21 protein-coding genes and 2 tRNA genes are annotated in these 25,030 nt (G+C 61.1%); 4 read left to right on the forward strand and 19 right to left on the reverse strand.

Going from position 1 to position 25,030, the window contains the following annotated elements; translation table 11 throughout:
- Positions 1-6 precede the first annotated feature (6 nt).
- The 7 genes from dnaB to rnr all read right to left on the reverse strand — a co-directional run bounded on the left by dnaB (position 7) and on the right by rnr (position 7,267).
- Positions 7-1,404, reverse strand: coding sequence for a replicative DNA helicase (gene dnaB, locus BM110_RS11710; protein ID WP_071491667.1), 1,398 nt, complete (start codon positions 1,402-1,404; stop codon positions 7-9).
- A 110-nt stretch (positions 1,405-1,514) separates the two neighbouring features.
- The gene (gene rplI, locus BM110_RS11715; RefSeq protein ID WP_003171376.1) at positions 1,515-1,961 is read right to left on the reverse strand and encodes a 50S ribosomal protein L9; all 447 of its coding nucleotides are present in this window, start codon (positions 1,959-1,961) and stop codon (positions 1,515-1,517) included.
- A gap of 18 nt (positions 1,962-1,979) precedes the next feature.
- Entirely contained in the window at positions 1,980-2,873 is an 894-nt protein-coding gene (locus BM110_RS11720) for a YybS family protein (protein ID WP_071491668.1), read from the reverse strand.
- A 36-nt stretch (positions 2,874-2,909) separates the two neighbouring features.
- A complete protein-coding gene (rpsR, locus tag BM110_RS11725) occupies positions 2,910-3,140 on the reverse strand; it encodes a 30S ribosomal protein S18 (protein WP_002551829.1) in 231 nt (76 codons plus the stop codon).
- A gap of 28 nt (positions 3,141-3,168) precedes the next feature.
- Positions 3,169-3,591 (reverse strand): 30S ribosomal protein S6, encoded by a 423-nt coding sequence (gene rpsF / locus BM110_RS11730; protein WP_003236224.1) that lies wholly within the window; start codon positions 3,589-3,591, stop codon positions 3,169-3,171.
- Between the two features lie 290 nt (positions 3,592-3,881).
- Complete coding sequence (rlmB, locus tag BM110_RS11735) at positions 3,882-4,643, reverse strand: 23S rRNA (guanosine(2251)-2'-O)-methyltransferase RlmB (RefSeq protein ID WP_092246628.1); 762 nt, start codon at positions 4,641-4,643, stop codon at positions 3,882-3,884.
- Positions 4,640-7,267, reverse strand: coding sequence for a ribonuclease R (rnr, locus tag BM110_RS11740; RefSeq protein WP_071491670.1), 2,628 nt, complete (start codon positions 7,265-7,267; stop codon positions 4,640-4,642). The genes rlmB and rnr overlap by 4 nt, the downstream gene beginning before the upstream one ends.
- Before the next feature lie 225 nt (positions 7,268-7,492).
- Here rnr and BM110_RS11745 point away from each other — a divergent pair.
- The 4 genes from BM110_RS11745 (at position 7,493) to BM110_RS11760 (ending at position 10,548) form a co-directional block, all read left to right on the forward strand.
- Positions 7,493-7,579, forward strand: a tRNA-Leu gene (locus tag BM110_RS11745).
- Between the two features lie 152 nt (positions 7,580-7,731).
- Positions 7,732-7,818 (forward strand) — tRNA-Leu (locus tag BM110_RS11750).
- A gap of 145 nt (positions 7,819-7,963) precedes the next feature.
- Entirely contained in the window at positions 7,964-8,989 is a 1,026-nt protein-coding gene (locus BM110_RS11755; protein WP_071491673.1) for an extracellular solute-binding protein, read from the forward strand.
- On the forward strand, positions 8,989-10,548 hold the full coding sequence (locus tag BM110_RS11760; RefSeq protein ID WP_093121275.1) for an ABC transporter permease: 1,560 nt from the start codon (positions 8,989-8,991) through the stop codon (positions 10,546-10,548). Before BM110_RS11755 ends, BM110_RS11760 begins: the two co-directional genes overlap by 1 nt.
- Positions 10,549-10,656: 108 nt before the next feature.
- On the opposite strand, the gene BM110_RS11765 is transcribed toward BM110_RS11760, so the two are convergent.
- The 12 genes from BM110_RS11765 to BM110_RS11820 form a co-directional block, all read right to left on the reverse strand.
- Positions 10,657-12,591: a methyl-accepting chemotaxis protein gene (locus BM110_RS11765; protein WP_093513438.1), complete on the reverse strand. Its 1,935-nt coding sequence runs from the start codon at positions 12,589-12,591 to the stop codon at positions 10,657-10,659.
- Positions 12,592-12,730: 139 nt separating this feature from the next.
- A complete protein-coding gene (locus BM110_RS11770; RefSeq protein WP_071491676.1) occupies positions 12,731-14,020 on the reverse strand; it encodes an adenylosuccinate synthase in 1,290 nt (429 codons plus the stop codon).
- Between the two features lie 54 nt (positions 14,021-14,074).
- Positions 14,075-15,262 (reverse strand): ATP phosphoribosyltransferase regulatory subunit, encoded by a 1,188-nt coding sequence (locus BM110_RS11775; protein ID WP_016972601.1) that lies wholly within the window; start codon positions 15,260-15,262, stop codon positions 14,075-14,077.
- 293 nt (positions 15,263-15,555) lie between these two features.
- On the reverse strand, positions 15,556-16,422 hold the full coding sequence (gene hflC, locus BM110_RS11780; RefSeq protein ID WP_025857365.1) for a protease modulator HflC: 867 nt from the start codon (positions 16,420-16,422) through the stop codon (positions 15,556-15,558).
- Positions 16,422-17,597, reverse strand: a complete 1,176-nt coding sequence (hflK, locus tag BM110_RS11785; RefSeq protein ID WP_028615515.1) for an FtsH protease activity modulator HflK — start codon at positions 17,595-17,597, stop codon at positions 16,422-16,424. The genes hflC and hflK overlap by 1 nt, the downstream gene beginning before the upstream one ends.
- Positions 17,598-17,693: 96 nt before the next feature.
- Positions 17,694-18,995, reverse strand: coding sequence for a ribosome rescue GTPase HflX (gene hflX / locus BM110_RS11790; protein WP_071491677.1), 1,302 nt, complete (start codon positions 18,993-18,995; stop codon positions 17,694-17,696).
- Between the two features lie 12 nt (positions 18,996-19,007).
- Positions 19,008-19,268, reverse strand: coding sequence for an RNA chaperone Hfq (gene hfq, locus BM110_RS11795; protein WP_058423463.1), 261 nt, complete (start codon positions 19,266-19,268; stop codon positions 19,008-19,010).
- Between the two features lie 94 nt (positions 19,269-19,362).
- On the reverse strand, positions 19,363-20,334 hold the full coding sequence (gene miaA, locus BM110_RS11800; protein WP_093513439.1) for a tRNA (adenosine(37)-N6)-dimethylallyltransferase MiaA: 972 nt from the start codon (positions 20,332-20,334) through the stop codon (positions 19,363-19,365).
- A complete protein-coding gene (mutL, locus tag BM110_RS11805; RefSeq protein WP_093513440.1) occupies positions 20,334-22,250 on the reverse strand; it encodes a DNA mismatch repair endonuclease MutL in 1,917 nt (638 codons plus the stop codon). Before mutL ends, miaA begins: the two co-directional genes overlap by 1 nt.
- A complete protein-coding gene (locus tag BM110_RS11810; RefSeq protein ID WP_025857370.1) occupies positions 22,250-23,671 on the reverse strand; it encodes an N-acetylmuramoyl-L-alanine amidase in 1,422 nt (473 codons plus the stop codon). The genes mutL and BM110_RS11810 overlap by 1 nt, the downstream gene beginning before the upstream one ends.
- Positions 23,672-23,686: 15 nt before the next feature.
- Positions 23,687-24,157 carry a tRNA (adenosine(37)-N6)-threonylcarbamoyltransferase complex ATPase subunit type 1 TsaE gene (tsaE, locus tag BM110_RS11815; RefSeq protein ID WP_071491680.1) on the reverse strand — a complete coding sequence of 157 codons (471 nt, stop codon included), beginning with the start codon at positions 24,155-24,157 and terminating at the stop codon, positions 23,687-23,689.
- The gene (locus tag BM110_RS11820; RefSeq protein WP_092246616.1) at positions 24,145-25,005 is read right to left on the reverse strand and encodes an NAD(P)H-hydrate dehydratase; all 861 of its coding nucleotides are present in this window, start codon (positions 25,003-25,005) and stop codon (positions 24,145-24,147) included. The genes tsaE and BM110_RS11820 overlap by 13 nt, the downstream gene beginning before the upstream one ends.
- Positions 25,006-25,030: the final 25 nt, after the last annotated feature.

Below are 25,030 nucleotides of genomic sequence, written 5' to 3' on the forward strand. Positions count from 1 at the left end.
GGCGCGTTATTCGTCGTCGTCGAAGTTATAACTGCCCGGCGCGAGGTTTTCGAAGCGTGTGTACTTGCCGATGAACGCCAGGCGGATAAACCCGATCGGGCCGTTCCGCTGCTTGCCGATGATGATCTCGGCAATGCCCTTGTGCTCGGTCTCGGGGTGGTACACCTCGTCGCGGTACACGAACATGATTACGTCGGCGTCCTGCTCGATCGCGCCGGATTCGCGCAAGTCGGAGTTCACCGGGCGCTTGTTGGGGCGTTGCTCCAGGGAACGGTTGAGCTGGGACAGCGCCACCACCGGGCAGTTGAATTCCTTGGCCAGGGCCTTGAGGGACCGGGAGATTTCGGAAATCTCGTTGGTCCGGCTGTCGCCGCTGGAACCGGGGATCTGCATCAACTGCAGGTAGTCGATCATGATCAGGGCGATATCGCCGTGCTCGCGCGCCAGGCGGCGGGTACGCGCACGCATTTCCGAGGGGCTGATACCGGCGGTGTCATCGATGAACAGCTTGCGGTCGTTAAGCAGGTTGACCGCCGAGGTCAGGCGCGGCCAATCGTCGTCTTCCAGTTGGCCGGAACGCACCTTGGTCTGGTCGATACGCCCGAGCGACGAGAGCATCCGCATGATCAGCGATTCGCCTGGCATCTCCAGGGAGTACACCAGCACGGTCTTGTCGCTGCGCAACACCGCGTTTTCCACCAGGTTCATCGCGAAGGTGGTCTTACCCATGGAAGGACGGCCGGCGACGATGATCAAGTCGGAGGGCTGCAGGCCGCTGGTTTTCTCGTCGAGGTCGGTGTAGCCGGTGGAAATACCAGTGATGGCGGCGTCGGTGTTGAACAGGGTGTCGATGCGGTCGATGGCCTTGGTCAACAGCTCGTTGACGCCCACCGGGCCGCCGGTTTTCGGGCGGGCCTCGGCGATCTGGAAGATCTGGCGCTCGGCTTCGTCGAGGATCTCTTCGGCGGTGCGCCCTTCGGGGTTGAAGGCGCTGTCGGCGATCTCGGTGCTGATGCCGATCAGTTGGCGCAACGTGGCGCGCTGGCGAACGATCTGGGCATAGGCCTTGATGTTGGCGACGGACGGCGTGTTTTTCGCCAGTTCGCCCAGGTAGCCCAGGCCGCCGACCTGGGAGGTCTGGCCTTCCTTGTCCAGTTGTTCGGCCAGGGTCACCACGTCGATCGGCGAGTTCTGGTCGGCCAGCTTGGCGATGGCGCGGAAGATCAGGCGGTGGTCATGGCGATAGAAATCACCGTCCGAGACTTGATCCAGCACGCGTTCCCAGGCGTTGTTGTCCAGCATCAGACCACCGAGCACAGCCTGTTCGGCCTCGATGGAATGCGGCGGCACCTTCAGGGCAGCGGTTTGCAGATCGTATTGCTCAGGAGCTGAAATATCGTTCATGGCCACTTGGAATTTGGGGTGTGTAGAAAAACAAAAGGCACGACCTGTAAACAGGATCGTGCCCGATGTTAACCGCCTGGCACGCGAGGTGCCAGCCAGTTAGGTGCGGCTTAAGCTGCTACCACGACAACGCGTACGGTGGCTTCAACTTCGGCGTGCAGGTGCACGGCTACGTCGAATTCGCCTACGTTGCGGATGGTGCCGTTCGGCAGACGAACTTCGCTCTTCTGCACTTCAACGCCGGAGGCGGTCAGTGCATCAGCGATGTCGTGGGTGCCGATCGAACCGAACAGCTTGCCTTCGTCACCGGCGGTGGCAGTGATAGTCACTTCCAGCTCAGCCAGTTGGGCAGCGCGAGTTTCGGCCGAAGCTTTTTTGTCTGCTGCGGCTTTTTCCAGCTCGGCACGACGCTCTTCAAACGCAGCCAGGTTGGCAGCGGTTGCAGCGGTGGCTTTGCCGTATGGCAGCAGGTAGTTACGACCGTAGCCGGCCTTAACGTTCACTTTGTCGCCCAGGTTGCCCAGGTTGGCGACTTTTTCCAGAAGGATCAGTTGCATGTGAAAATCCTCTAACTTTTAACCTTCACCGTTCGCGTTATCGGCGTCTTTCGGCGCCAGACGACCGCGAAAATCAATCAGGCCGTCGACAATGGCCAGAACCACGAGTAACGGATAGATCAGCTGCATGAACAGCACCATTGTTACGTACATCCCCACCAGCCAGAACTTGGCCAGGCGCTTCTGCGCGACCAGCCCGTGAATCAGGGCCAGTCCGGCGAACACCAGCGGTACGCTGCAAAACAGCACCAGCAAGGTGGCTTGTGAACCGAAGTACGGTCCGACCACCATGAGTGCCAGCAGCAACATCGCCGGGCCCACGGGGATTCTGATACTGCGAAATTCGCGACCAAAACCACCCGGGTTGTACAACAACGCCTGCCAATATCGCCCAAGCATCAGGCTCAGCACGCTGACAATCTGCATCATTACCGCCATCAGGCCGATCAGGGCCGGTGCAATCAGTGTCGCAAGACGCGCTCGCTCATCTACCGAAAGCTGCTGGTAGAGTTCCCCGAGGGCCATCGGCAGGACCTTGACGATCTCTTGCGACAGCACCTCGATCTGCGGGCGGAAAGCCGCGTCGATCAACACCGAAAACACCAACCCCACTGCCACGCTGACCAGCAGCGTGCGGGCCCAGGACTCACTTGCGCGCAAAACCAACGCAAGGCTCGACGATCCCAGCAGTACCAGAAGTACCTTGGGTTCGCCCAGTTGCAGCCACCAGATCAAGGCAGCCAGCACTCCCAGGGCCAGGACGCCAAGGGCATCCTGCAAACCGCGCCGCAGCAGCACAAGGCAACCTGCGGCAGCACCCAACCAATACAACAACGGCAATGCTGCACATCCAGCCACTACGAGAGTGGCCTGCACGCGACCGCGCATGATGAACTCAGCTAAGGCGCGCATGCATTCAATCCCTTACTACTTGTCGACTGCCCGGTCTCAGCGGCCGTGGCTGTCGGTGTAGGCCAGCAGGGCCAGGAAGCGGGCGCGCTTGATAGCGGTGGCCAGCTGACGCTGATAACGTGCTTTGGTACCGGTGATACGGCTTGGAACGATTTTGCCGGTCTCGGATACGTAGGCTTTCAGAGTGTTGAGATCTTTGTAATCGATCTCTTTCACGTCTTCAGCGGTGAAGCGGCAGAATTTACGACGACGGAAGAAACGTGCCATTTGATAGGCTCCTTAAAAGGTCCGTGGATTACTCGTCAGCGTTATCGCTGTTGTCGCTGTCATCACTATCAGCGCTATCAGCGCCTTCGTGCTCAGGACGGTCGCGACGCTCACGGCGCTCACTGCGGTTTTCTTCAGCCTTGAGCATCTCGGATTGGCCGGTAACGGCTTCTTCGCGACGGATGACCAGGTTACGGATCACAGCATCGTTGTAGCGGAAGTTGTCTTCCAGCTCGGCCAGGGCCTTGCCAGTGCACTCAACGTTCAGCATCACGTAGTGAGCCTTGTGAACATTGTTGATTGCGTAGGCCAGTTGACGACGGCCCCAATCTTCCAGACGGTGGATTTTGCCGCCGTCTTCTTCGATCAGCTTGGTGTAACGCTCAACCATGCCGCCGACTTGCTCGCTTTGATCCGGGTGGACCAAAAAGATGATTTCGTAATGACGCATGAATGCTCCTTACGGGTTGTAGCCTGCCGCTCAAAAACGGTCAGACAAGGAGTGAATGACACTTATGGATCTTGCCGCAGGGAGGCACCTCGGTGCCCGCCAGGAAGGCAAGGGGCGCAATTGTAGAGAAGGGGGAGGATGCGTGCAAGGTGATTGGTGATTATTTGAACAATCTTCCAGACACCCCAAAAACACTGTGGGAGGGGGCTTGCCCCCGATTACGAAGGATCAGCCACATCATCTGCAACTGACACACCACTATCGAGGGCAAGCCCCCTCCCACATTTTGATCACTTCTTCGTTTTGGCCTTGGCCTTTGCGCCACGCTGGCGCTGGGCTTCGAACAGGCAGACGCCGGTGGCGACCGACACGTTGAGGCTGCTGACACTACCGGCCATCGGCAGGTGCACCAGGTAATCACAATGCTCGCGGGTCAGGCGGCGCATACCTTTGCCTTCGGCGCCCATGATCAGGATGGTCGGGCCGGTGAGGTCCTGGTCATAAATGCTGACCTCGGCCTCTCCCGCCGTACCCACCACCCACAGGCCGCGCTGCTGGAGCTTCTCCAGGGTGCGCGCCAGGTTGGTCACGGCCACCAGCGGAATCACTTCGGCTGCGCCACACGCGACTTTACGCACCACCGGCGTCAGCGTCGCCGATTTGTCTTTAGGCACGATTACCGCCAGCGCACCGGCAGCGTCCGCCGAGCGCAGGCAGGCGCCGAGGTTGTGCGGGTCGGTCACGCCGTCCAGCACCAGCAGCAACGGTGCACCTTCGGTGCGGTCGAGCAGCTCGTCGAGCATCGCCTCGCCCCAGACCTGGCTCGGGCTGACATCCGCCACCACGCCCTGGTGAACACCCTCTACCCACACGTCCATTTCACGACGCTCGGCCTGGCCGATGGCAACCTTGTTTTGCGTGGCCAATTCAACCAGCGCTTGTACGCGCGGCTCGCTGCGCCCTTCCGCCAGCCAGACTTGCTTGACGCGCTTGGGATGGTGACGCAGCAGTGCTTCTACGGCGTGGACGCCGTAGATTTTTTCCAGACTCATGACTTGGCCTTAGGTTTGCGCGACCCGCCGCTCTTTGCGGGAGCCGAACCCGCTTTTGGCGGGCCTTTACGGTGTTTACTGGGCTTGCTCGACGGCTTTTCCGCCCCGTGGGACTTTCCCCCAGACGCCGCTTTACCACCGCTTTTGGCTTCATTGAGCAACTGCTGCTTCAACTCACGGCTCTTGCGCAGTTCGGCGTTTTTCGCCGCTGCATCGCTTGGGCGGTAGGCTTCGGGGGCCTTTTCCTTGGTCGACGAACGACGACCGGCCTTGGCTGGCGCAGGCTCGACGGTCGCTGCTTTGGCAGGCGCGGCCTTGCCTTTGCTGGTCGGTTCGCTACCACGCTTTTTACGGCTGCCCGGCGATTCGGCTGGTTTATCGGACATGCCGAAGTCGATCTTGCGCTCGTCGAGATCGACGCGCATGACCTGCACTTCAACGGTATCGCCAAGGCGGAAGCTGCGACCGGTGCGCTCGCCCGCCAGGCGGTGATGCACAGGGTCGAAGTGGTAGTAGTCGCCCGGCAAGGCGGTGACGTGCACCAGGCCTTCGACGTAGATATCGGTCAGTTCCACAAACAGACCGAAGCCGGTCACGGCGGTGATCACACCCGGGAACGATTCGCCTACGCGATCCTTCATGAACTCGCACTTGAGCCAGTTCACCACGTCGCGGGTGGCTTCGTCGGCGCGGCGTTCGCTCATGGAACACTGCTCGCCCAGCTGTTCCAGGGCCGCTTCGTCGTACGGATAGATCCGCGCCTTCGGAATGGTCATGGCACCGGCGCGCTTGACGTGCGGGGTGTTCATCTTGGAATGGATCACGCTGCGGATCGCACGGTGCGTGAGCAGGTCCGGGTAACGGCGGATCGGCGAAGTGAAGTGGGTGTACGCCTCGTAGTTCAGGCCGAAGTGGCCCTGGTTATCCGCGCTGTACACCGCCTGGCTCAGGGAGCGCAGCATGACGGTCTGGATCACGTGGTAATCCGGGCGGTCCTTGATGCTGGCCAGCAGAGCCTGGTAATCCTTCGGCGTCGGGCCGTCCTTGCCTTTGTGCAGGGACAGGCCGAGTTCGCCGAGGAACGCGCGCAGCTTTTCCAGACGCTCCGGCGGCGGGCCGTCGTGCACCCGGTACAACGCAGGGATCTCGTGCTTTTTCAGGAACTCAGCGGTGGCCACGTTGGCCGCCAGCATGCATTCCTCGATCAGCTTGTGCGCATCGTTACGGGTGGTCGGGGTGATCGCAGCGATCTTGCGCTCGGAACCGAAGACAATCCGGGTTTCCTGGGTTTCAAAATCGATCGCGCCTCGGGTGTGACGTGCGCCCAGCAACACCTTGTACAGCGCATAGAGCTGCTTGAGATGCGGCACGACATGGCCGTACTCACCGCGCAATGCTTTGGCTTCGCTGGTTTTCGGCTGTTCCAGGATGGTGCTGACCTTGTTGTAGGTCAGGCGCGCCTGGGAATGAATCACCGCTTCATAGAACTGGTAATCGGTCATTTCGCCGGTTTTCGAGATAGTCATCTCGCACACCATGGCCAAACGGTCGACTTTCGGGTTCAGCGAGCACAGCCCGTTGGACAACTCTTCCGGCAGCATCGGAATCACGCGCTCGGGGAAGTACACCGAGTTGCCACGCACCTGGGCTTCGTTGTCCAGGGCCGAACCGATCTTCACGTAGCTGGAGACGTCGGCAATCGCCACATACAACTTCCAGCCGCCGGAGAACAGACGCAGCTTGCCCGGCTTGGCTTCGCAGTAGACCGCATCGTCGAAGTCGCGGGCGTCTTCACCGTCGATGGTGACGAACGGCAGATGGCGCAGATCGATGCGCTTCTCTTTGTCCTTCTCTTCGACTTCCGGCTTGAGCTTGCGCGCCTCCTTCACGACGGCTTCAGGCCAGACGTGAGGAATATCGTAGGTACGCAGCGCGACATCGATTTCCATGCCCGGCGCCATGTAGTTGCCGACCACTTCAATCACATCACCCTGCGGCTGGAAGCGAGGGGTCGGCCAGTGGGTGATCTTCACCTCGACAAACTGACCAACCTTGGCATTCGCATTGCGGCCCGGGGTGATCAGCACTTCCTGCTGCACCTTGGGGTTATCGGGCACCACAAAACCAATGCCGCCTTCTTCGAAGTAGCGACCGACGATGGTCTCGTGACCACGGGACACCACTTCGACGATCACGCCTTCACGGCGACCGCGACGGTCCAGGCCGGAAACACGCGCCAGGGCACGGTCGCCATCGAACACCAGGCGCATTTGCGCCGGGCTCATGAACAGGTCATCGCTGCCGTCGTCCGGGATCAGGAAGCCGAAGCCGTCACGATGGCCGGCGATGCGGCCGAGGATCAGGTCGAGCTTGTCCACTGGCGCGTAAGTGCCACGGCGGGTGTAGATCAATTGTGCGTCGCGCTCCATGGCGCGCAGGCGGCGGCGCAGGGCTTCGAGCTGGTCTTCGGTGGTCAGACCGAATTCTTCAACCAACTGCTCGCGGCTAGCAGGCGAGCCCCGATCGGCGAGGTGCGCCAGGATCAGTTCGCGGCTAGGAATAGGGTTTTCATATTTTTCCGCTTCACGAGCGGCCTCGGGATCGAGGGACTGCCAATCGGCCATTAGAGAGTTTTCACCTTGTCTATATGCGGGTTAGTTTGGCATACGCGTATTGAAACGGGAAATTTCAGACGTCAACAAGCCTTTTAAAGCCCTTTGCAGCCCGCAACAGGCACCTTGCACGACCACTGGCGAAATTTTCCAGGCTTTTTTCGTGGCGGGGGTTTACAGCTTAAAATCCCCTCCGTATAGTGCGCGCCATCGACGACGGCAACGTTGTTTGATAATGCCCAGGTGGTGAAATTGGTAGACACGCCAGCTTCAGGTGCTGGTGACCTTACGGTCGTGGAAGTTCGAGTCTTCTCCTGGGCACCAAATTCAGATCAAACCCGCGAAAGCGGGTTTTTTCGTTTCAAGGCTCTGATTTTTAACGGAAAACTTGATTTATTTTTTTGAATCAGGGGTTTACAGATCAAAAAGCCCTCCGTATAGTTCGCTCCATCAACAGCGCAAGCGTTGTTGATAATGCCCAGGTGGTGAAATTGGTAGACACGCCAGCTTCAGGTGCTGGTGATCGCAAGGTCGTGGAAGTTCGAGTCTTCTCCTGGGCACCAAATTCAGATCAAACCCGCGAAAGCGGGTTTTTTCGTTTCCGGGGTTTGAAAACTTCCCAGCCGATTTCCGCCTGCGTCCGCACCTGAGAAACTTTATCGTTTATCCTTGCAATGATTTGTTGCACACAAGCGAGGAAAACTTCGGATGACCATCCGCGATACCCGTCTCAAGACATCCCTTCTGCGTGGCCTGACCCTCACCCTGCTCGGCCTGACCTTGCTCTCGCCCACCGCCTATTCCGCCGACAAGGTCTCCCTGACCCTGTACAACGGCCAGCACAAAGAAGTCGGCGATGAACTCGCCAAGGCCTTCGAAGCCAAGACCGGCATCCACGTCAACGTGCGCAAAGGAAGCAGCAACCAGTTGGCCAGCCAAGTCGTCGAAGAAGGCGACCGCTCGCCCGCCGATGTGATCTACACCGAAGAATCGCCTCCGCTGAACAAACTCGGCGAGCAAGGCCTGCTGGCCAGGATCGACGCCAGCACCCTCGACGTATTGCCCAAGGATTATGTTGGCGCCAATGGCGACTGGATGGGCGTGACCGCGCGCACCCGCGTTGTGGCTTTCAACCCGAAGCTGATTGCTGAAAAAGACCTTCCCGAATCGGTACTCGACTTTGCCGGCCCCGAGTGGCAAGGCAAAGTCGGCTTCGTGCCAACCAGCGGCGCGTTCCAGGAACAAGCCGTGGCGATCATCAAGCTGCACGGTCGCGAAGCGGCTGAAGAATGGCTGACCGGCCTGCGCGCCTTCGGCAAGGTGTACAGCAACAACATGGTTGCGCTGAAAGCCGTCGAAAACGGCGAAGTGGCCACTGTTCTGGTGAACAACTACTACTGGTTCGCCCTGAAGAAAGAAAAGACCAATCTGGATTCCCAACTGCACTACTTCACCAATGGCGACGCCGGCGGCTTGATCACCGTGTCTTCCGCCGCCGCGCTGAAATCCAGCAAGCACCCCAAGGAAGCCCAGCAACTGTTGGCGTTCATGGCCAGTGAAGAAGGCCAGCGCGTGATCACCAACACCTCGGCCGAATACCCGCTGCGCAAGGGTATGGAATCCAATCGCGGCCTCAAGCCTTTCAGCGAACTGCAACCGCCGAAAGTCACCCCGGCCGACCTGGGCAACGCCGAAGAAGCCCTGGACCTGGAACGTGACGTTGGCTTGAACTGATGAACCCGTCGCTACCCGCCCTGCGCACAGGGCTCAGCCCAAGGCGCAAACGTCCGTCGATCTGGCTGTTGCTGCCGGTGCTGTTTCTGGTTGGCTTGAGCCTGTTGCCGCTGGCGTACGTCGGCACCAAGGCCTGGCAAGCGGGCTGGGCGGAAGCGGTGCATCTGCTGTGGCGACCTTATGTGTTTGGGTTGCTGCGCAACACCCTGGCGCTGATGGTGGGCGTGACGGCGGGCTGCGCAGTGATCGGCCTGTCCCTCGCCTGGCTGCTGGAGCGCAGCAACCTGCCGGGGCGACGTATCTGGGGCGTGATCCTGTGCCTGCCGTTTGCGGTACCGGCGTTTGTCAGCAGCTTTACCTGGGTTTCGCTGAGCGCCAGTTTCGAAGGGCTCGGTGGCGCCATCCTGGTGATGAGCCTGTCCAAATATCCGCTGGTGTTCTTGCCGGTGGCGGCGACGCTGCGCAATCTTGATCCCGCACTGGAAGAGTCGGCCCGCACCCTGGGACTGAATCGCTGGAGCATCTTTTTTCGCGTCACCTTGCCGCTGCTGTGGCCCTCGCTGCTGGCGGGGGCATTGCTGATCGCGCTGCATATGCTGGTGGAGTTCGGTGCGCTGTCGATCATTGGGTTGCAGACCTTCACCACCGCGATCTACCAGCAGTTCGAGCTGGAATTCAGCAATGCGAATGCTGCGATGCTGTCCGCCGTGCTGCTGGTGATGTGCCTGACGCTGCTGTGGCTGGAGCTGCGCGTGCGTGGCAAGGGCCGGCACGTGCGCATTGGCCAGGGCGCAGCGCGACATGCGGAGCTGGTGCGATTGGGTAAGTGGGCGCCATTGGGCCAGGTGTATTGCCTGGCGTTGGCGATCATCGGTAGCGGCATTCCCCTGGGAATGCTCGGTTATTGGCTGGCGGTGGGTTCATCGGCTGCATTTCCGCTGGCCGAGATCAGTGAGGCGTTGCTGTCCTCCCTGGCGCTGTCTCTCGGCGGCGCCGCGCTTTGCCTGGTACTGGCGGTGCCGGTGGGACTTCTGGTAGTGCGCTACAAAGGTCAGCTGGCGATCTGGGCCGAGCGCCTGCCCTACCTGCTGCACGCCTTGCCCGGCCTGGTGATCGCACTGAGCCTGGTGTATTTCGCCCTGCATTACGTGCCGGCGCTGTACCAGACCTCGGCACTGTTGCTGATTGCCTATGCGCTACTGTTTCTGCCACTGGCCCAGGCACCGATTCGCACGGCACTGAACAAGGCGGCGCCACAGCTTGAAGAAGCTGCACGCACGCTGGGCGCTTCGTCGTTCAGTGCATTTTGTCGGGTGACGCTGCCGATTATCTTCCCGGCCCTTGGCGCAGCATTTGCGCTGGTGTTCCTGGATGCGATGAAGGAATTGACGGCGACGCTGCTGCTCAGCCCGACCGGCTTGAATACTTTGGCGACGGCGGTGTGGGCGCACACTTCGAATGTGGAATTTGCGGCGGCGGCGCCTTATGCGGCGTTGTTGATAGTGGTGTCGGGGTTGCCGGTTTATCTGCTCACGACGCGGATGTATCTGAGCCGTTGAGACCGCCATCGGGGGCAAGCCCCCTCTCACAGTTGACCGAGTTCCAGCTATGGAATGCTGACAAATGTGGGAGGGGGCTTGCCCCCGATGAGGCAGGTACAGGCAACACTACGCCCTGAACTGCCCCAGGCTCGCCTTCAACTGCGCCGCCAACCCATCCAGCACCTTGCCACTGGCGGTGGTCTCCACCACCGCCTGCGCGGCACGCTCGGCCTGGGCATGGATTACCTCCACCCGACCACGCACCGCATGGGCGCCCTGGGCCTGATGCTCGGCTGCACGTGTTGCCAAACCAATCGCGGCATGTACCTGCTCCACCGAGGCCTGCACCGCCTGCTGCAAACGCACGCTGTCACGCAGCACCAACAAGCCTTCGTTGGCCTGGCGCCCAGCCTTGCCGATGGTTTCCACCGCCTCCCGCGCGCCCTGCTGCAACGCCACGATATGCGCCTGGATATCGCCGGTGGAGCTTTGGGTCTTGCTCGCCAGTGCGCGCACCTCATCCGCCACCACCGCGAAGCCGCGCCCGGTTTCACCGGCACGTGCCGCCTCAATCGCCGCGTTGAGTGCCAGCAGGTTGGTTTGCTCGGCAATACCGTGAATCACGGTCAGCACCACCTCGATCTGCTCGCTTTGCTGGGCCAGGCGCTCGATAACCGTGGAACCTGCCTGCACCTGCCCCGCCAGTGCCTCGATCAAACTGCCGACTTCAGCCGAGGTGCGCGAGTTCTCGTCCGTGGCCTGACGAATATCCACCACCTGTTGCAACGCCGCCTGCATGGCGTGGCTTTCAGCCTGAGCTTCATCTGCCATCTGCGACAGCGCACGCAGACTTTCAGCCACTTCATCACGCTGCAAGCCCGCGGCCGCATCGGCACCGGCGTTGCGCAAGGTCATGGCGCCGATTTCCACACCCGTTCGCTGGGCTACATCCCCCGCCTCACGCACGATGGGCTGCAACTTATCCACAAAGCGATTGACCGCCGAGGCCATGTCGCCGATTTCGTCCTTGCTGCTGATTTGTACGCGCTTGGTGAGGTCGCCCTCGCCCGCCGCCAGATCATCCATGGCCGCGATCAACAGCTTCAAGCGGTTGACCACGCGACGACCCAGCACAACAGCGATCAACAGCAATACGCCAAGACCGACCAGCGCGAGCCCCATGCCAATGCGCCAGCGCAGGGTGCCGGCAGCGTCCTGGACGGCGCTGGTGGTGTTGGCCGTCATTTGGGTGGCTGTGGCTTGCGCAGATTGCAGACGGGCGCCCATGGCCGCAGCACTGTCGGCCGCTGCGCCCTTGAGGCTGTCGCCGACCAGTTGATCACCACTGGCGATCAGCGCCGCGAAACGCTTGTCGAGCGCTTGCAAGTCAGCTTCAACCGCAGCTGTCGAAACCCCCATGCGCACCTTGCCGATCTCTACACCATTCGGGCTGATGGACGCTTCCACGTAGAACACAGAAGGATCATCCTTGGCCGCATCCAGCACTTTATCCAGGGCACGATCACCCTTGCCCTTTTCCAACAACGCCTGGTTGATCGGGTTTTCACGGTTCAGGTAGCGAGTCAGGTGCTCACCTGCCGCGTCGTCATACACCACAAACAGCACGTTGGGATTGCGCTGGGCGCGTCGGGCGAACTCCGACAACGTCGGCACGTCACTGTCCCACATGGCGCGGGGCGCCACTGAGGCGAGCAGCTGTGCCATGTCATTGGCGGAGTCTTTCAGGTCTTTTTCCAGGGTTGCACGCAGTTGCTTCTGCTCTTCCTGCAGGCGAGCCGAGAGCCCAGCGGTCAGACGTTGGCGAGTGCTTGTCGACAAGCTATCGAGACTGGACGTGACTTCCTTGCCAGCCTGGGCCAATTCGCCGGACAGCTTCTGGCTGTCGACACCCAGGCGATTGCCCAGATCAGCCTCCAGTGCAGTGACCGTGCTTCGCGTCAGGGCGACCGCCACCAGTACTTGCACCAAAAGAGCGATACCTAGGGTAACGAACACCGGCCGCAACAGACGGCTTTGTAACAATGAGAGAACGGCAGACATCGGGAATCCCTCCATCACGGGTGCCATTAATTTGATAGCACCGCGAAAGAAAGAACCAAAGCAAGGGTCGTGCCGCTCGGGCGACAGAAACGACAAAGGGCTCCCGAAGGAACCCTTTGCTTTTTACATCAACAGCTTATTAAGCGAACGGATGACGCAGAACGATGGTTTCGTTGCGGTCCGGCCCCGTCGAAATAATGTCGATCGGCGCGCCAATCAGCGCTTCAACACGCTTGATGTACGCACGGGCATTCGCCGGCAGCTCTTCCAGGGTCTTGGCGCCCACGGTCGATTCGGTCCAGCCCGGCACTTCTTCGTACACAGGCTGCAGGCCTACGTAGCTGTCAGCGTCAGTCGGGGCGACATCTTTACCTTCCGCATCTTTATAACCAGTGCAGATATTGATGGTTTCCAGACCGTCGAGCACATCCAGCTTGGTCAGGCAGATGCCCGAAATGCTGTTCACGTCGATAGCGCGACGCAGGATAACGGCGTCAAACCAGCCGCAACGACGGGCACGGCCGGTGGTCGCACCAAACTCGTGACCTTGCTTGGCCAAGTGAGCGCCGACTTCGTCGAACAGCTCAGTCGGGAACGGACCCGAACCGACACGGGTGGTGTAGGCCTTGGTGATGCCCAGGATGTAGTCCAGGAACATCGGGCCCACGCCCGAACCGGTCGCCACGCCACCTGCGGTGGTATTGGAGCTGGTCACGTACGGGTAGGTGCCGTGGTCGATGTCCAGCAGGGAGCCTTGGGCGCCTTCGAACATGATGTCCTTGCCGGCGCGACGCAGGTCGTGCAGCTCGGCGGTCACGTCGAGCATCAGCGGCTTGAGCAGCTCAGCGTATTCCTTGCACTCGGCCAGGGTCTTTTCGAACTCGATGGCCGGCTCTTTGTAGTAACCGACCAGCATGAAGTTGTGGTAATCCACCAGTTCACGCAACTTGTCTTCGAAGCGTGGCATGTTGAGCAGGTCGCCCACACGCAGGCCACGACGTGCGACCTTGTCTTCGTAGGCCGGGCCGATGCCGCGACCGGTGGTGCCGATCTTCAGCTCGCCACGGGCTTTTTCACGGGCCTGGTCCAGCGCAACGTGGAAGGACAGGATCAGCGGGCAGGACGGGCTGATACGCAGGCGCTCGCGCACCGGTACGCCTTTTTCTTCCAGCTTGGTGATCTCACGCAGCAGGGCATCCGGTGCAACTACTACACCGTTGCCGATCAGGCACTGCACGCCTTCGCGCAATACGCCCGACGGGATCAGGTGCAAGACAGTTTTTTCGCCATCGATGACCAGGGTGTGGCCAGCGTTGTGCCCACCTTGGTAGCGCACTACGGCGGCAGCATGTTCGGTCAGCAGATCAACGATCTTGCCTTTGCCCTCATCACCCCATTGGGTGCCCAGGACTACGACATTCTTACCCATAACACTTGTCCTCATTCGCGCAAACTTGGTGCCGGCGATGGCCGGCAGGAAAACTCAAGAAGCCAGTGGCGATACTTGCCAAAGCCCGTTCTGCAGAATCAATTGCCGGTCGCAGTCCGCTTCACGGGCGGCGGCCAATGGCTGGCCAGGCAAGGCCTGGACAACACGCTGACCCTCACTGCGCAACTGGCAAACCTGCTGCCAGAGTGCTGCGTCCGTACTGTCGGGCATCCAGATGCCACCAGACGGCAGCTCGACCTCAGCACGCCCCAGGGTCACCAGGGTTTTCAAATCGGTGGAAAAACCAGTGGCCGGACGCGCACGACCGAAGTCAGCGCCGATATCGTCATAACGACCGCCTTGGGCGATGGCCTGGCCAACGCCCGGTACAAATACGGCGAACACCACACCGGTGTGGTAGTGGTAACCGCGCAACTCACCCAGATCAAAGTACAGCGGCAGCTCCGGGAAACGCGCCGACAACTGCTCGGCAATTGCCAGCACGTCATCCAGTGCCGCCAGTACCGGCGCCGGCGCATTGGCCAGGCGCTCACGGGCTGCCACCAGCACTTCACGGCCGCCGCACAGGTTCACCAGTGCGCGCAGCATGTCGGCCAGATCGGCAGGCACGCCAGCGGTCAAGGCGATGACTTCATCGATAGCCTTGCGTTGCAGGGCATCGAACAGCTGTTGTTCAACTTCACCAGACAAACCGGCCGCACGGGCCAGGCCACGGTAGATACCTACGTGACCCAGGTCCATGTGGACATCCGGTACGTCGGCCAATTGCAGCATGGCCAGCATCAAGCTGATTACTTCAACGTCGCTGCTTGGGCTGGCATCGCCGTACAACTCGGCGCCCAACTGGATCGGGCTGCGGGACGACGACAACGCACGTGGCTGAGCATGCAGCACGCTACCGGCGTAACACAGGCGGCTCGGGCCTTCTCGGCGCAGGGTGTGCGCATCGATGCGCGCCACTTGCGGCGTGATATCGGCACGGAAGCCCATCTGACGGCCCGACTGCGGGTCGATGACCTTGAAGGTGCGCAGATCCAGGTCCTGGCCCGCGCCGGTCAGCAGGGATTCCAGGTACTCGATATGGGGGGTCACGACAAACTCGTAACCCCAGCTCTGGAACAGATCCAACACCTGGCGGCGCGCTACTTCAATGCGCGCAGCTTCTGGTGGCAGTACTTCTTCGATGCCATCTGGCAGCAGCCAGCGGTCTACCGTTGCCATTACGCCATTCCCCTTTGATCCGGGCGGCCAGCCCTCGGCCGAGCCTTGAGTGAAGCAGAAAACACCCGCCCCCTGCATAAACCACGCGCAAGAGCGACGTGACGAACGGCCTGCAATCGGCCTCGTCGGGCACTTTCCTCGAAAAACCTGTCACGCCTGCCGAATCAAACATGCAGACGCAAAAAAGCCGGGAATTTCCCGGCTGCCGCATCATACACCCGTTTTCTGAAAGGATCACCCCGCCTGGCGTTTTAGCCGCCCGACGGAGTGCTTCCTACACAGTGACGAGCTGATTACTTGGCCTTTTCCAGGTAGCGGAAGAAATCGCTACTTGGGTCCAGCACCATGACGTCGGTTTTGTTCGCGAAGCTTTCACGGTAGGCACGCAGGCTACGGTAGAACGCGTAGAACTCCTGGTCCTGACCGTAGGCCTTGGCGTAGATCGCCGCGGCTTGAGCGTCGCCATCACCACGGGCCTCTTCAGACTCGCGATAGGCTTCAGCCAGCAGTACACGACGCTGACGGTCGGCATCCGCACGGATACCCTCGGCCAACTCGTTACCCTTGGCGCGGTGCTCACGGGCTTCACGTTCACGCTCGGTGCTCATGCGCTCGAACACGCTGCGGTTCACTTCCTTCGGCAGGTCGATAGCCTTGACCCGGACATCGACCACTTCGATGCCCAGCTCTTTTTCCGCCATGGTGTTCAGCGAACGGGTGATGTCAGCCATTAGCGCGTCACGCTCACCGGATACCACCTCGTGCAGGGTGCGCTTACCAAACTGGTCACGCAGGCCCGATTCCAGACGACGCGACAAGCGCTCGTCGGCAATCTGCTTGAGGCCGGAGGTCGCGGTGTAGAAGCGCTCGGCATCCTTGACGCGCCACTTGGCGTAGGCGTCAACCATCACGGCTTTCTTTTCCAGGGTCAGGAAGCGCTGTGTCGGTGCATCCAGGGTCATCAGGCGGGCGTCGAACTTGCGCACCTGGTTGACGTAGGGGACTTTCACATGCAGGCCCGGCTGGACATCCGCCTGGACCACGCGACCGAATTGCAGCAGCACCGCACGCTCGGTCTGAGCCACGATGTAGAAGCAGTTCCAGGCAGCGATGACCACGACGACACCCACAATCAGGGCGGTCAGCGATTTATTGCTCATCAACGACTCTCCCTGGTACGTGTTTGCTGTTGCAGCAAGTCGGCGGCCGCACGGGCGCTCGCTTCGTTGGCAGCGGCATTGGAACCGGTGGACGGTGCGCTGGTGCTGCTACGACCACCTTCGATCATCTTGTCCAGCGGCAGGTACAGCAGGTTGTTCTGCCCACCCTTGCTGCCGGTCACGAGAACCTTGCTGGTGTTGCTGAAGACTTCCTGCATGGTGTCCAGGTACAGACGCTCACGCGTGACTTCCGGCGCCTTGCGGTACTCGGCAACCAGCTTGGTAAAGCGATCCGCCTCACCCTTGGCACGGGAGACCACTTCGTCGCGGTAACCGTTGGCATCCTCGAGGATGCGCTGGGCCTGACCACGGGCTTCCGGCACGACGCCGTTGGCGTAGGTTTCAGCCTGGTTGCGCGAACGCTGCTCGTCTTCACGGGCGCGGATCACGTCGTCGAAGGCTTCCTGTACTTCACGCGGTGCGGCTGCGCTCTGTACGTTCACCTGGGTGACGGTGATACCGGTGCGGTAGGTGTCGAGGAACCGTTGCAGGCGCTCCTTGATCTCGCTGGCCATCAATTCACGCCCTTCGGTCAGCACCTGGTCCATCGCGGTCGAACCGACGACGTGGCGCAGGGCACTTTCGGTGGCGTGTTGCAGGCTGATTTCCGGCTGGTCAACGTTCAGCACGAAGTCCTGCAGGTTGCTGATCTTGTACTGCACGGTCAGCGGCACTTCGACGATGTTCTCGTCTTCGGTCAGCATCTGGCCCTGCTTGGTGTAGGCACGCTCACGCGTGACGTTCTCCATGTACTTCTTGTCGATCGGCGGGAAATAGATGTTCAGGCCCGGTCCGACGGTTTCGTAGTACTTGCCGAAGCGCAGCACCACGGCCTGCTCCTGCTCGTCCACCACGTAAACGGCGCTGTACAGCCAAACGGCCGCCAGCACGACAAGACCCAGGCCCAGCAGGCCATAGCCACCGCCCTTGCTTGTGCGACCGCCGTCGTCACCACCACGTTTTTTCCCACCACCGAACAACCCATTCAGGCTTTCCTGCAGCTTTCGGAAGGCCTCGTCGAGATCTGGTGGCCCCTTGCGGTCGCCATTATTGCGGCGTTTACCACCCCAGGGATCCTGATTATTCGAGTTGCCACCCGGCTCATTCCAAGCCATAGCGCTCTCCATCTGATAAAGCAAAGACGCACCCACGGCGCGCCGACCAATGCTACAGAATGCCTGCCACTGCGGCACAACCGCTTTAGGAGGCTTTTATTGCAAAGTGTGTTGTTCGATGAACTCTGTCGGTACCACGCCTTCACGGCTGACCAGCCGATTCAGCTCCGAGCGCGGCAATCGAACGGCCAGCAAGCTGACACCCTCTTCGTCGTGTTCTTCTTTCTGTACCGCGCCCAACTCGAAAAACTGTGCACGCAGTCGAGCAAAACGCTGGGGCAAGCGCAAGGTGCCAACGAACAAATCGCTGCCGAGCAACTCGGCAATGGCTTGTTCAAGCAACTCGAGACCGCTGCCATCACGCGCCGACAGCCAGACCCGCTGGGGCTTGCCGTTCTCATCGCGCTGGATTTGTGGCTCAACGCCCTCAAGCAAATCGAGTTTGTTATAGACCTCGAGGATCGGCAAGTCCTGGGCGCCAATCTCGCCCAGCACCAGCATCACCTGTTCAATCTGCAACATGCGATCCGGTTCCGCCGCATCGATCACGTGCAACAGTAAGTCGGAATTGCTCGACTCTTCGAGCGTAGACCGAAATGCCTCGACCAGCTTGTGCGGCAAGTGACGAATGAAACCCACGGTATCGGCCAGGACAATCGGCCCCAGGTCGTCAAGATCCAGACGGCGCAGGGTCGGGTCGAGGGTGGCGAACAGTTGGTCGGCCGCGTACACGTCCGACTTCGTCACGTTGTTGAACAGTGTGGATTTGCCGGCGTTGGTGTAACCCACCAGGGACACGGTCGGGATATCCGCACGGGAACGGCCACGCCGCGATTGCTCGCGCTGGCTGCGCACCTTCTCGAGGCGACCCTTGATCTGGCGCAGGCGAACCCGCAGCAGGCGTCGGTCGGTTTCGAGCTGGGTTTCACCCGGGCCGCGCATACCGATACCGCCACCCTGGCGCTCAAGGTGAGTCCAGCCGCGGACCAGCCGGGTGCTCATGTGGTCAAGCTGGGCCAGTTCGACCTGGAGCTTGCCTTCATGGGTACGGGCGCGCTGGGCGAAAATATCGAGAATCAGACCGGTACGGTCGATCACGCGACACTCGAAGACACGTTCGAGGTTACGTTCCTGACTGGGCGTGAGGATGTGGTTGAAGATCACCAGATCGGCTTCTTCGGCGTGGACCAGGTCGCGCAGTTCCTCGACCTTGCCGCTGCCAATCAGGAATTTGGCGGTTGGCCGATGACGCGGCACGTTAAAAAACGCAACGGTCTCGGCGCCGGCCGAATTTGCCAACTCCTGAAACTCCTGCGGATCTTCGCGCGCCTCAGGGTCCTGTCCATCCAAGTGAACGAGGATCACTCGCTCACCACCACCGTGGCGCTCAAAGAACAAAGGAGACTCCTATCAGGCGTTACCTGCCTCAACGTCACCCTGTTCATCACCCGCTGCGCTAGGCAGACGGATTGGACGAACTGGAACGACTGTCGAGATAGCGTGCTTGTAGACCATCTGGCTGACGGTGTTTTTCAGCAGGATCACGAACTGGTCGAACGACTCGATCGTACCTTGCAGCTTGATACCGTTGACCAGATAGATGGAAACCCCCACTTTCTCTTTACGTAAAGTATTCAAGTAAGGGTCTTGTAGCGAATGCCCTTTTGACATGTGCCGCACTCCTTTAAGGATCAATAATAAAAAATCGGAAAATAGATAGCTTATGGCCGTCACACCCCCAAGGATAGACGGCAATTGCAAGGACTCAGCTCAATATGGAGACCGTTCCCAAGTATTTCAAGGCGCGTGACAGATTGTCGCTGTCCAGGCTGTCCAGCCAGTGCAAATCGCTCCAGCTGCGCAACCAGGTGAACTGGCGTTTCGCCAATTGGCGCGTGGCAATGATGCCGCGTTCCTGCATTTCGGCTGACGTCAGCTTGCCATCCAGATGATCCCAGACTTGGCGGTAGCCTACGGCACGTATCGAAGGCAACCCTGGATGCAGGTCACCTCTGGAACGCAGAGCTACGACCTCGTCCACAAACCCCTGTTCCAACATAATTGTGAATCTTTGTGCAATTCGTTCATGCAGCACCTGGCGATTTGCCGGAGCGATGGCCAGATTCGCCACAGTATAGGGCAATTGTGACTGTCCCGAAGCGCCTGCGTCAGCACTTTGCGCACTTTGTTTGCGCCGGTGTTCAGTCATGGTCTGCCCGCTCACACGCCAGACTTCCAGGGCGCGGGTGAGGCGCTGGGGGTCATTGGGGTGAATGCGTGCGGCGGAGACCGGGTCGACTGCCGCCAACTGGTCGTGCAGGGCTTGCCAGCCAAGGCTTGCCGCTTCTTCTTCGAGCTCGGCGCGCACCTGGGCGTCGGCCGGGGGCATATCCGCCAGGCCTTCCTGCAAAGCCTTGTAGTAGAGCATCGTCCCCCCCACCAGCAGCGGGATATTGCCCCGTGCGGTGATGTCGGCCATGGCGGCGAGTGCATCGGTACGAAAATCTGCAGCCGAATAGCTCTCGGACGGGTCGATGATGTCGATCAACCGGTGCGGATACTGGGCCAGAAGCTCTTTCGAAGGCTTGGCGGTGCCGATGTCCATGTCCCGGTAAACCAGGGCAGAGTCGACACTGATCAGCTCGCACGGCAACACCTTGGTCAGCTCGATGGCCAGGTCGGTCTTGCCGGCGGCCGTGGGGCCCATCAGGAAGATCGCGGGGGGCAAGGCACTCATCAACGGCCGCGCAGGAATAGTTTGTCCAGATCGTCCAGGCCCATCTGGGTCCAGGTCGGTCGGCCATGGTTGCATTGCCCGCTGCGCTCGGTGTTTTCCATGTCGCGCAGCAAACCGTTCATTTCCGGCAGGGCCAGGCGGCGGTTGGCGCGGATGGCGCCGTGGCAGGCCATGGTGCCGAGCAGCTCGTTGATGTGCGCCTGGATGCGGTCACTGGTGCCGTACTCCATCAGGTCAGCCAGCACGTCAGCCACCAGCCGGTTAGCCTCGGCCTGCTTGAGCAGCGCGGGAATCTGGCGGATGGCCAGGGTTTCCGGGCCAAGGCGTTGCAATTCAAAGCCCAGTTTCTGGAACACGCTGTGGTGCTCTTCGGCGCAGTCGGCCTCACGCTGGCTGACTGCCAGGGATTCCGGCACCAGCAGCGGCTGCCCACTGAGGCCTTCGCTGGCCATGGCAATCTTGAGGCGTTCGTACATGATCCGCTCGTGGGCGGCGTGCATGTCCACCAGCACCAGGCCGTGGGCGTTCTCCGCCAGGATGTAGATGCCCTTGAGCTGCGCCAACGCGTAACCCAGCGGCGGAATATCACCACCGCCCTCCGGCAAGGCGACCGGCGCCCCCGGCTCAGCCCCCGGCAGCGGTGCAAAAAACTCGCGATACGCAGCCTGGGCTTCGGCCACCGGCACCGCCGATTGCGGGCGCGGGGTGTATTGGTACTGATAACCCGAGCCGGAGCCGGCATTCGGCGCGGTATACGAAGGTTGCTGCTGTGGCGATTGCAGCAGGTTTGCCGCCAGGCTCATTTCGCCTTGAGGGCCGAACTCACCAGCTTGCGGGCCACTCGGCCGGACCACTGCCGTCACAATCGGTGCGGACAACTGATCATCCGGACGCACATCCCCCAGGGTGCGGTGCAAGGTGCCATAGAGGAAGTCATGCACCATGCGTCCATCACGGAAGCGCACTTCGTGCTTGGTGGGGTGCACGTTGACGTCCACCACCGACGGGTCGACCTCAAAGAACAGCACAAACGTCGGGTGACGCCCGTTGAACAGCACGTCGCGATACGCCTGGCGCACCGCATGGGCCACCAGCTTGTCGCGCACCGCTCGGCCGTTCACGAAGAAATACTGCAAGTCCGCCTGGCTGCGGGAGAACGTCGGCAACCCGACCCAGCCCCACAACCGCAAGCCATTGCGCTCGATTTCAATCGGCAGCGCCTGCTCCAGGAAACCCGCGCCGCAAATCGCCGACACCCGGCGCGCACGCGCAGCGTCATCGTTGGCTTCATGCAGGCTGAGGATGGTCTTGCCGTTATGGCGCAGGTGGAAAGCCACGTCGAAGCGGGCCAGGGCCAAGCGCTTGATGACTTCCTGCAGGTGATCGAATTCGGTTTTCTCGGCCTTGAGGAATTTGCGTCGCGCCGGGGTGTTGAAGAACAGGTCGCGCACTTCCACCGAGGTGCCGACCGGATGCGCCGCCGGCTGCACCCGAGGTGCCATGTCGCGGCCTTCGGTTTCCACTTGCCAGGCTTGTTCGGCGCCGCGGGTGCGGGAGGTCAGGGTCAGGCGCGCCACGGAACTGATGGACGCCAGGGCCTCGCCGCGAAAGCCCAGGCTCATCACCCGCTCAAGGTCTTCCAGGTCGCGAATCTTGCTGGTGGCGTGACGCGCCAGAGCCAGCGGCAGGTCATCGGAGGAAATACCGCTGCCATCGTCGCGCACGCGCAACAGCTTGACGCCGCCCTGCTCCACATCGACGTCGATGCGCTTGGCGCCGGAGTCGATGCTGTTTTCCAGCAGCTCCTTGATCACCGATGCGGGGCGCTCGACCACCTCGCCTGCCGCAATCTGGTTGGCAAGGCGCGGGCTCAGCAGCTCAATGCGCGATCCGCTGTTCAGGAGTGATTCGCTCATTACTGTGCCGCCAATTCAGTGCCGGGGATAGTCAACACCTGGCCGACTTTCAATTCATCGGTTTTCAGGTTGTTGGCGCTGCGCAAGGTCGCGGCCGATACCTGGAAACGCACCGCCAGCATGGCCAGGGTGTCACCCGGCTGCACGCGATGGTCACGCGGGCCCTGGGCGATTTTCCCCGAGTCACGCAGCCAGGCGATGTAGGTGCCCGGCGGCGGGTTCTGCTGGAAGAACTGGCGGATACCGGCACTGATCGAACGCGCCAGCGCCTGCTGGTGACTGGCGCTTGCCAGCTTCGAGGCTTCGTTGGAGTTGGAGATAAACCCGGTTTCCACCAGGATCGAGGGGATATCCGGCGATTTCAGCACCATGAACCCGGCCTGTTCCACACGCTGCTTGTGCAGCGAAGTGACCCGGCCGATGTTGCTCAGGACCTTCTGGCCCACGTTCAAGCTGGACGTCAGCGAAGCGGTCATCGACAGGTCCAGCAGTACGCCGGCGAGCATTTTGTCTTTGTCATCGAGGGACACGTTACCGGCGCCGCCGATCAGGTCGGAACGGTTTTCACTGTCGGCCAGCCAACGGGCGGTCTCGGACGTAGCACCTCGATCCGACAGGGCAAACACCGAGGCGCCAAACGCGGCGGCCGAAGGCGCGGCGTCGGCGTGGATCGACACAAACAGGTCGGCGCCTTTCTTGCGGGCGATTTCGGTACGGCCGCGCAGCGGAATGAAGTAGTCGCCGGTACGCGTCAGCTCGGCGCGGTAGCCCTTCATGCCATTGACCTGGCGCTGCAGTTCGCGGGCGATGGCGAGTACCACGTCTTTCTCATGCTGGCCGCGTGAGCCGGAAGCACCCGGGTCTTCCCCCCCGTGACCGGCGTCAATCACCACGATAATGTCACGCTTGCCGGCCGGGGCCGGTGGCGGCGGTGGCAGCTTGACCTGCGGTTGCGACGGGTTCACCGGCACCGCCGGCACCGTTGCCACGCTCGGGGTCGGCGCAGGCGGCGGCGCGGCATCGGCGGCGTTGTCGAACAGATCGACCACCAGCCGGTTGCCGTACTGGGCGTTGGGCGCCAGAGAGAAGCTTTTGGGGGTCACGACCTTTTTCAGGTCGATGACCACGCGCAAATCGGTCGGCGTACGCTGGGCCGAACGCATGGCGGTAATCGGGGTGTTGGCGGTGGAGACTTTCAACGGCGCGGCCAGGGTCGCGCCGTTGATGTCGATCACCAGACGATCAGGCGCCGTCAGGGTAAAGACGCTGTGCTGGACCGGGCCAGACAGGTCGAACACCAGTCGCGTGTTATCCGGCGCTCGCCACAGGCGAACACTCTTCACCTGTGAAGCAGCCAGAGCATTGACAGTCATTGCCGCAAGCAACACCCCCACGACAGCAACCAACGCGCGAAAGCGCATACCTAACCCCACCAATTATTTGAATTCCAATGCCAAAGCCGCGCACCACGACTGGCCGCGCACGCTCTGGGGCAACAACTTCAACTGACGTCCATGCTCATGCGGCGTAATGGTAATGGTCAGGTCGGGCTTTGGCAAAAAGCCTGTGCCTTTATCTGGCCACTCGATCAGGCACAGCGCATCTTCGTCGAAGTAATCCCGGATACCCATGTATTCCAGTTCTTCGGGATCGACCAGGCGATAGAGGTCGAAATGGAACGCTCGCACGTCGCCGATTTCGTAGGGCTCTACCAGGGTGAACGTCGGGCTTTTTACCGCCCCCGTGTGGCCCAACCCGCGAATGATCCCCCGGGACAGCGTGGTCTTGCCCGCCCCCAGGTCGCCTTCCAGAAAGATCAGCCCCGCTCCCGCCGTGACCTGGGCGATGCGCTGGCCGAAGGCAACCATGGCCTCTTCATCGACCAGGAAAAGAATTACTTCAGACACGGTGACTGCTCCTCCAGCAATTGACGAATGGCAGGGATCAGGTCACTGGCGGCCAACCCGCGACCGAACGTGCCCTGGCGATCTCCCGCCGTTGCGTGCAACCACACGGCCAGGCAGCTTGCCTCATAGGCTGGCATGCCCTGGGCCAGCAGTGCACCCACCAGACCGGCCAACACGTCGCCCAGCCCTGCCGTGGCCATCGCCGGGTGGCCTTGGTCACAGCGTGAAACACGCCCGTCCGGGCTGGCAATCAAACTGCCTGCGCCCTTGAGAATAGCCACTGCGTTGAATTTCTGGCTCAACGCGCGCGCCACCTTAAGGCGATCGGCCTGAACCTCGGCTGTCGACAGACCCAACAACCGCGCCGCCTCCCCGGGATGCGGTGTGATCACGCAGTTGGCCGGCAAGCTGACGCTGCCGGTGGCGAGTTGATTCAAGGCGTCGGCGTCCCAAACCTGCGGCTGGCTGGCGTTGGCGGCGACCGAAAGCAGGCTTCTGCCCCAAGACGCGTCACCGAGCCCAGGCCCGATCACAATGACCGAGATCTTTTCCAGCAGGCCCATCAGTTGGTTGGCCGAGGCGACGCCGACGGTCATGACTTCCGGCAGTCGCGCCAGGGCCGCGGGCACATGCTCCAGGCGAGTAGCCAGGGACACCATGCCCGCGCCGCTGCGCAAGGCGCTTTCGGCACTCAGCAGCGCTGCGCCGCCAAAGCCGTGGTCACCACCGATGACCAGCAGGTGGCCGAACCGGCCTTTATGGGCGTCCGGGGAACGCGCAGCGAGTTGCGGCAAATGGCCGTGCAGCAGCGGTTGTACGTCGGTTATTGCGTGTTTTGTCTGCGGCATGCGTCTTCAAGCTCCGATGTCTGGC

It is taken from the genome of Pseudomonas sp. NFPP28 (assembly GCF_900115535.1).
Lineage (GTDB): Bacteria > Pseudomonadota > Gammaproteobacteria > Pseudomonadales > Pseudomonadaceae > Aquipseudomonas > Aquipseudomonas extremorientalis.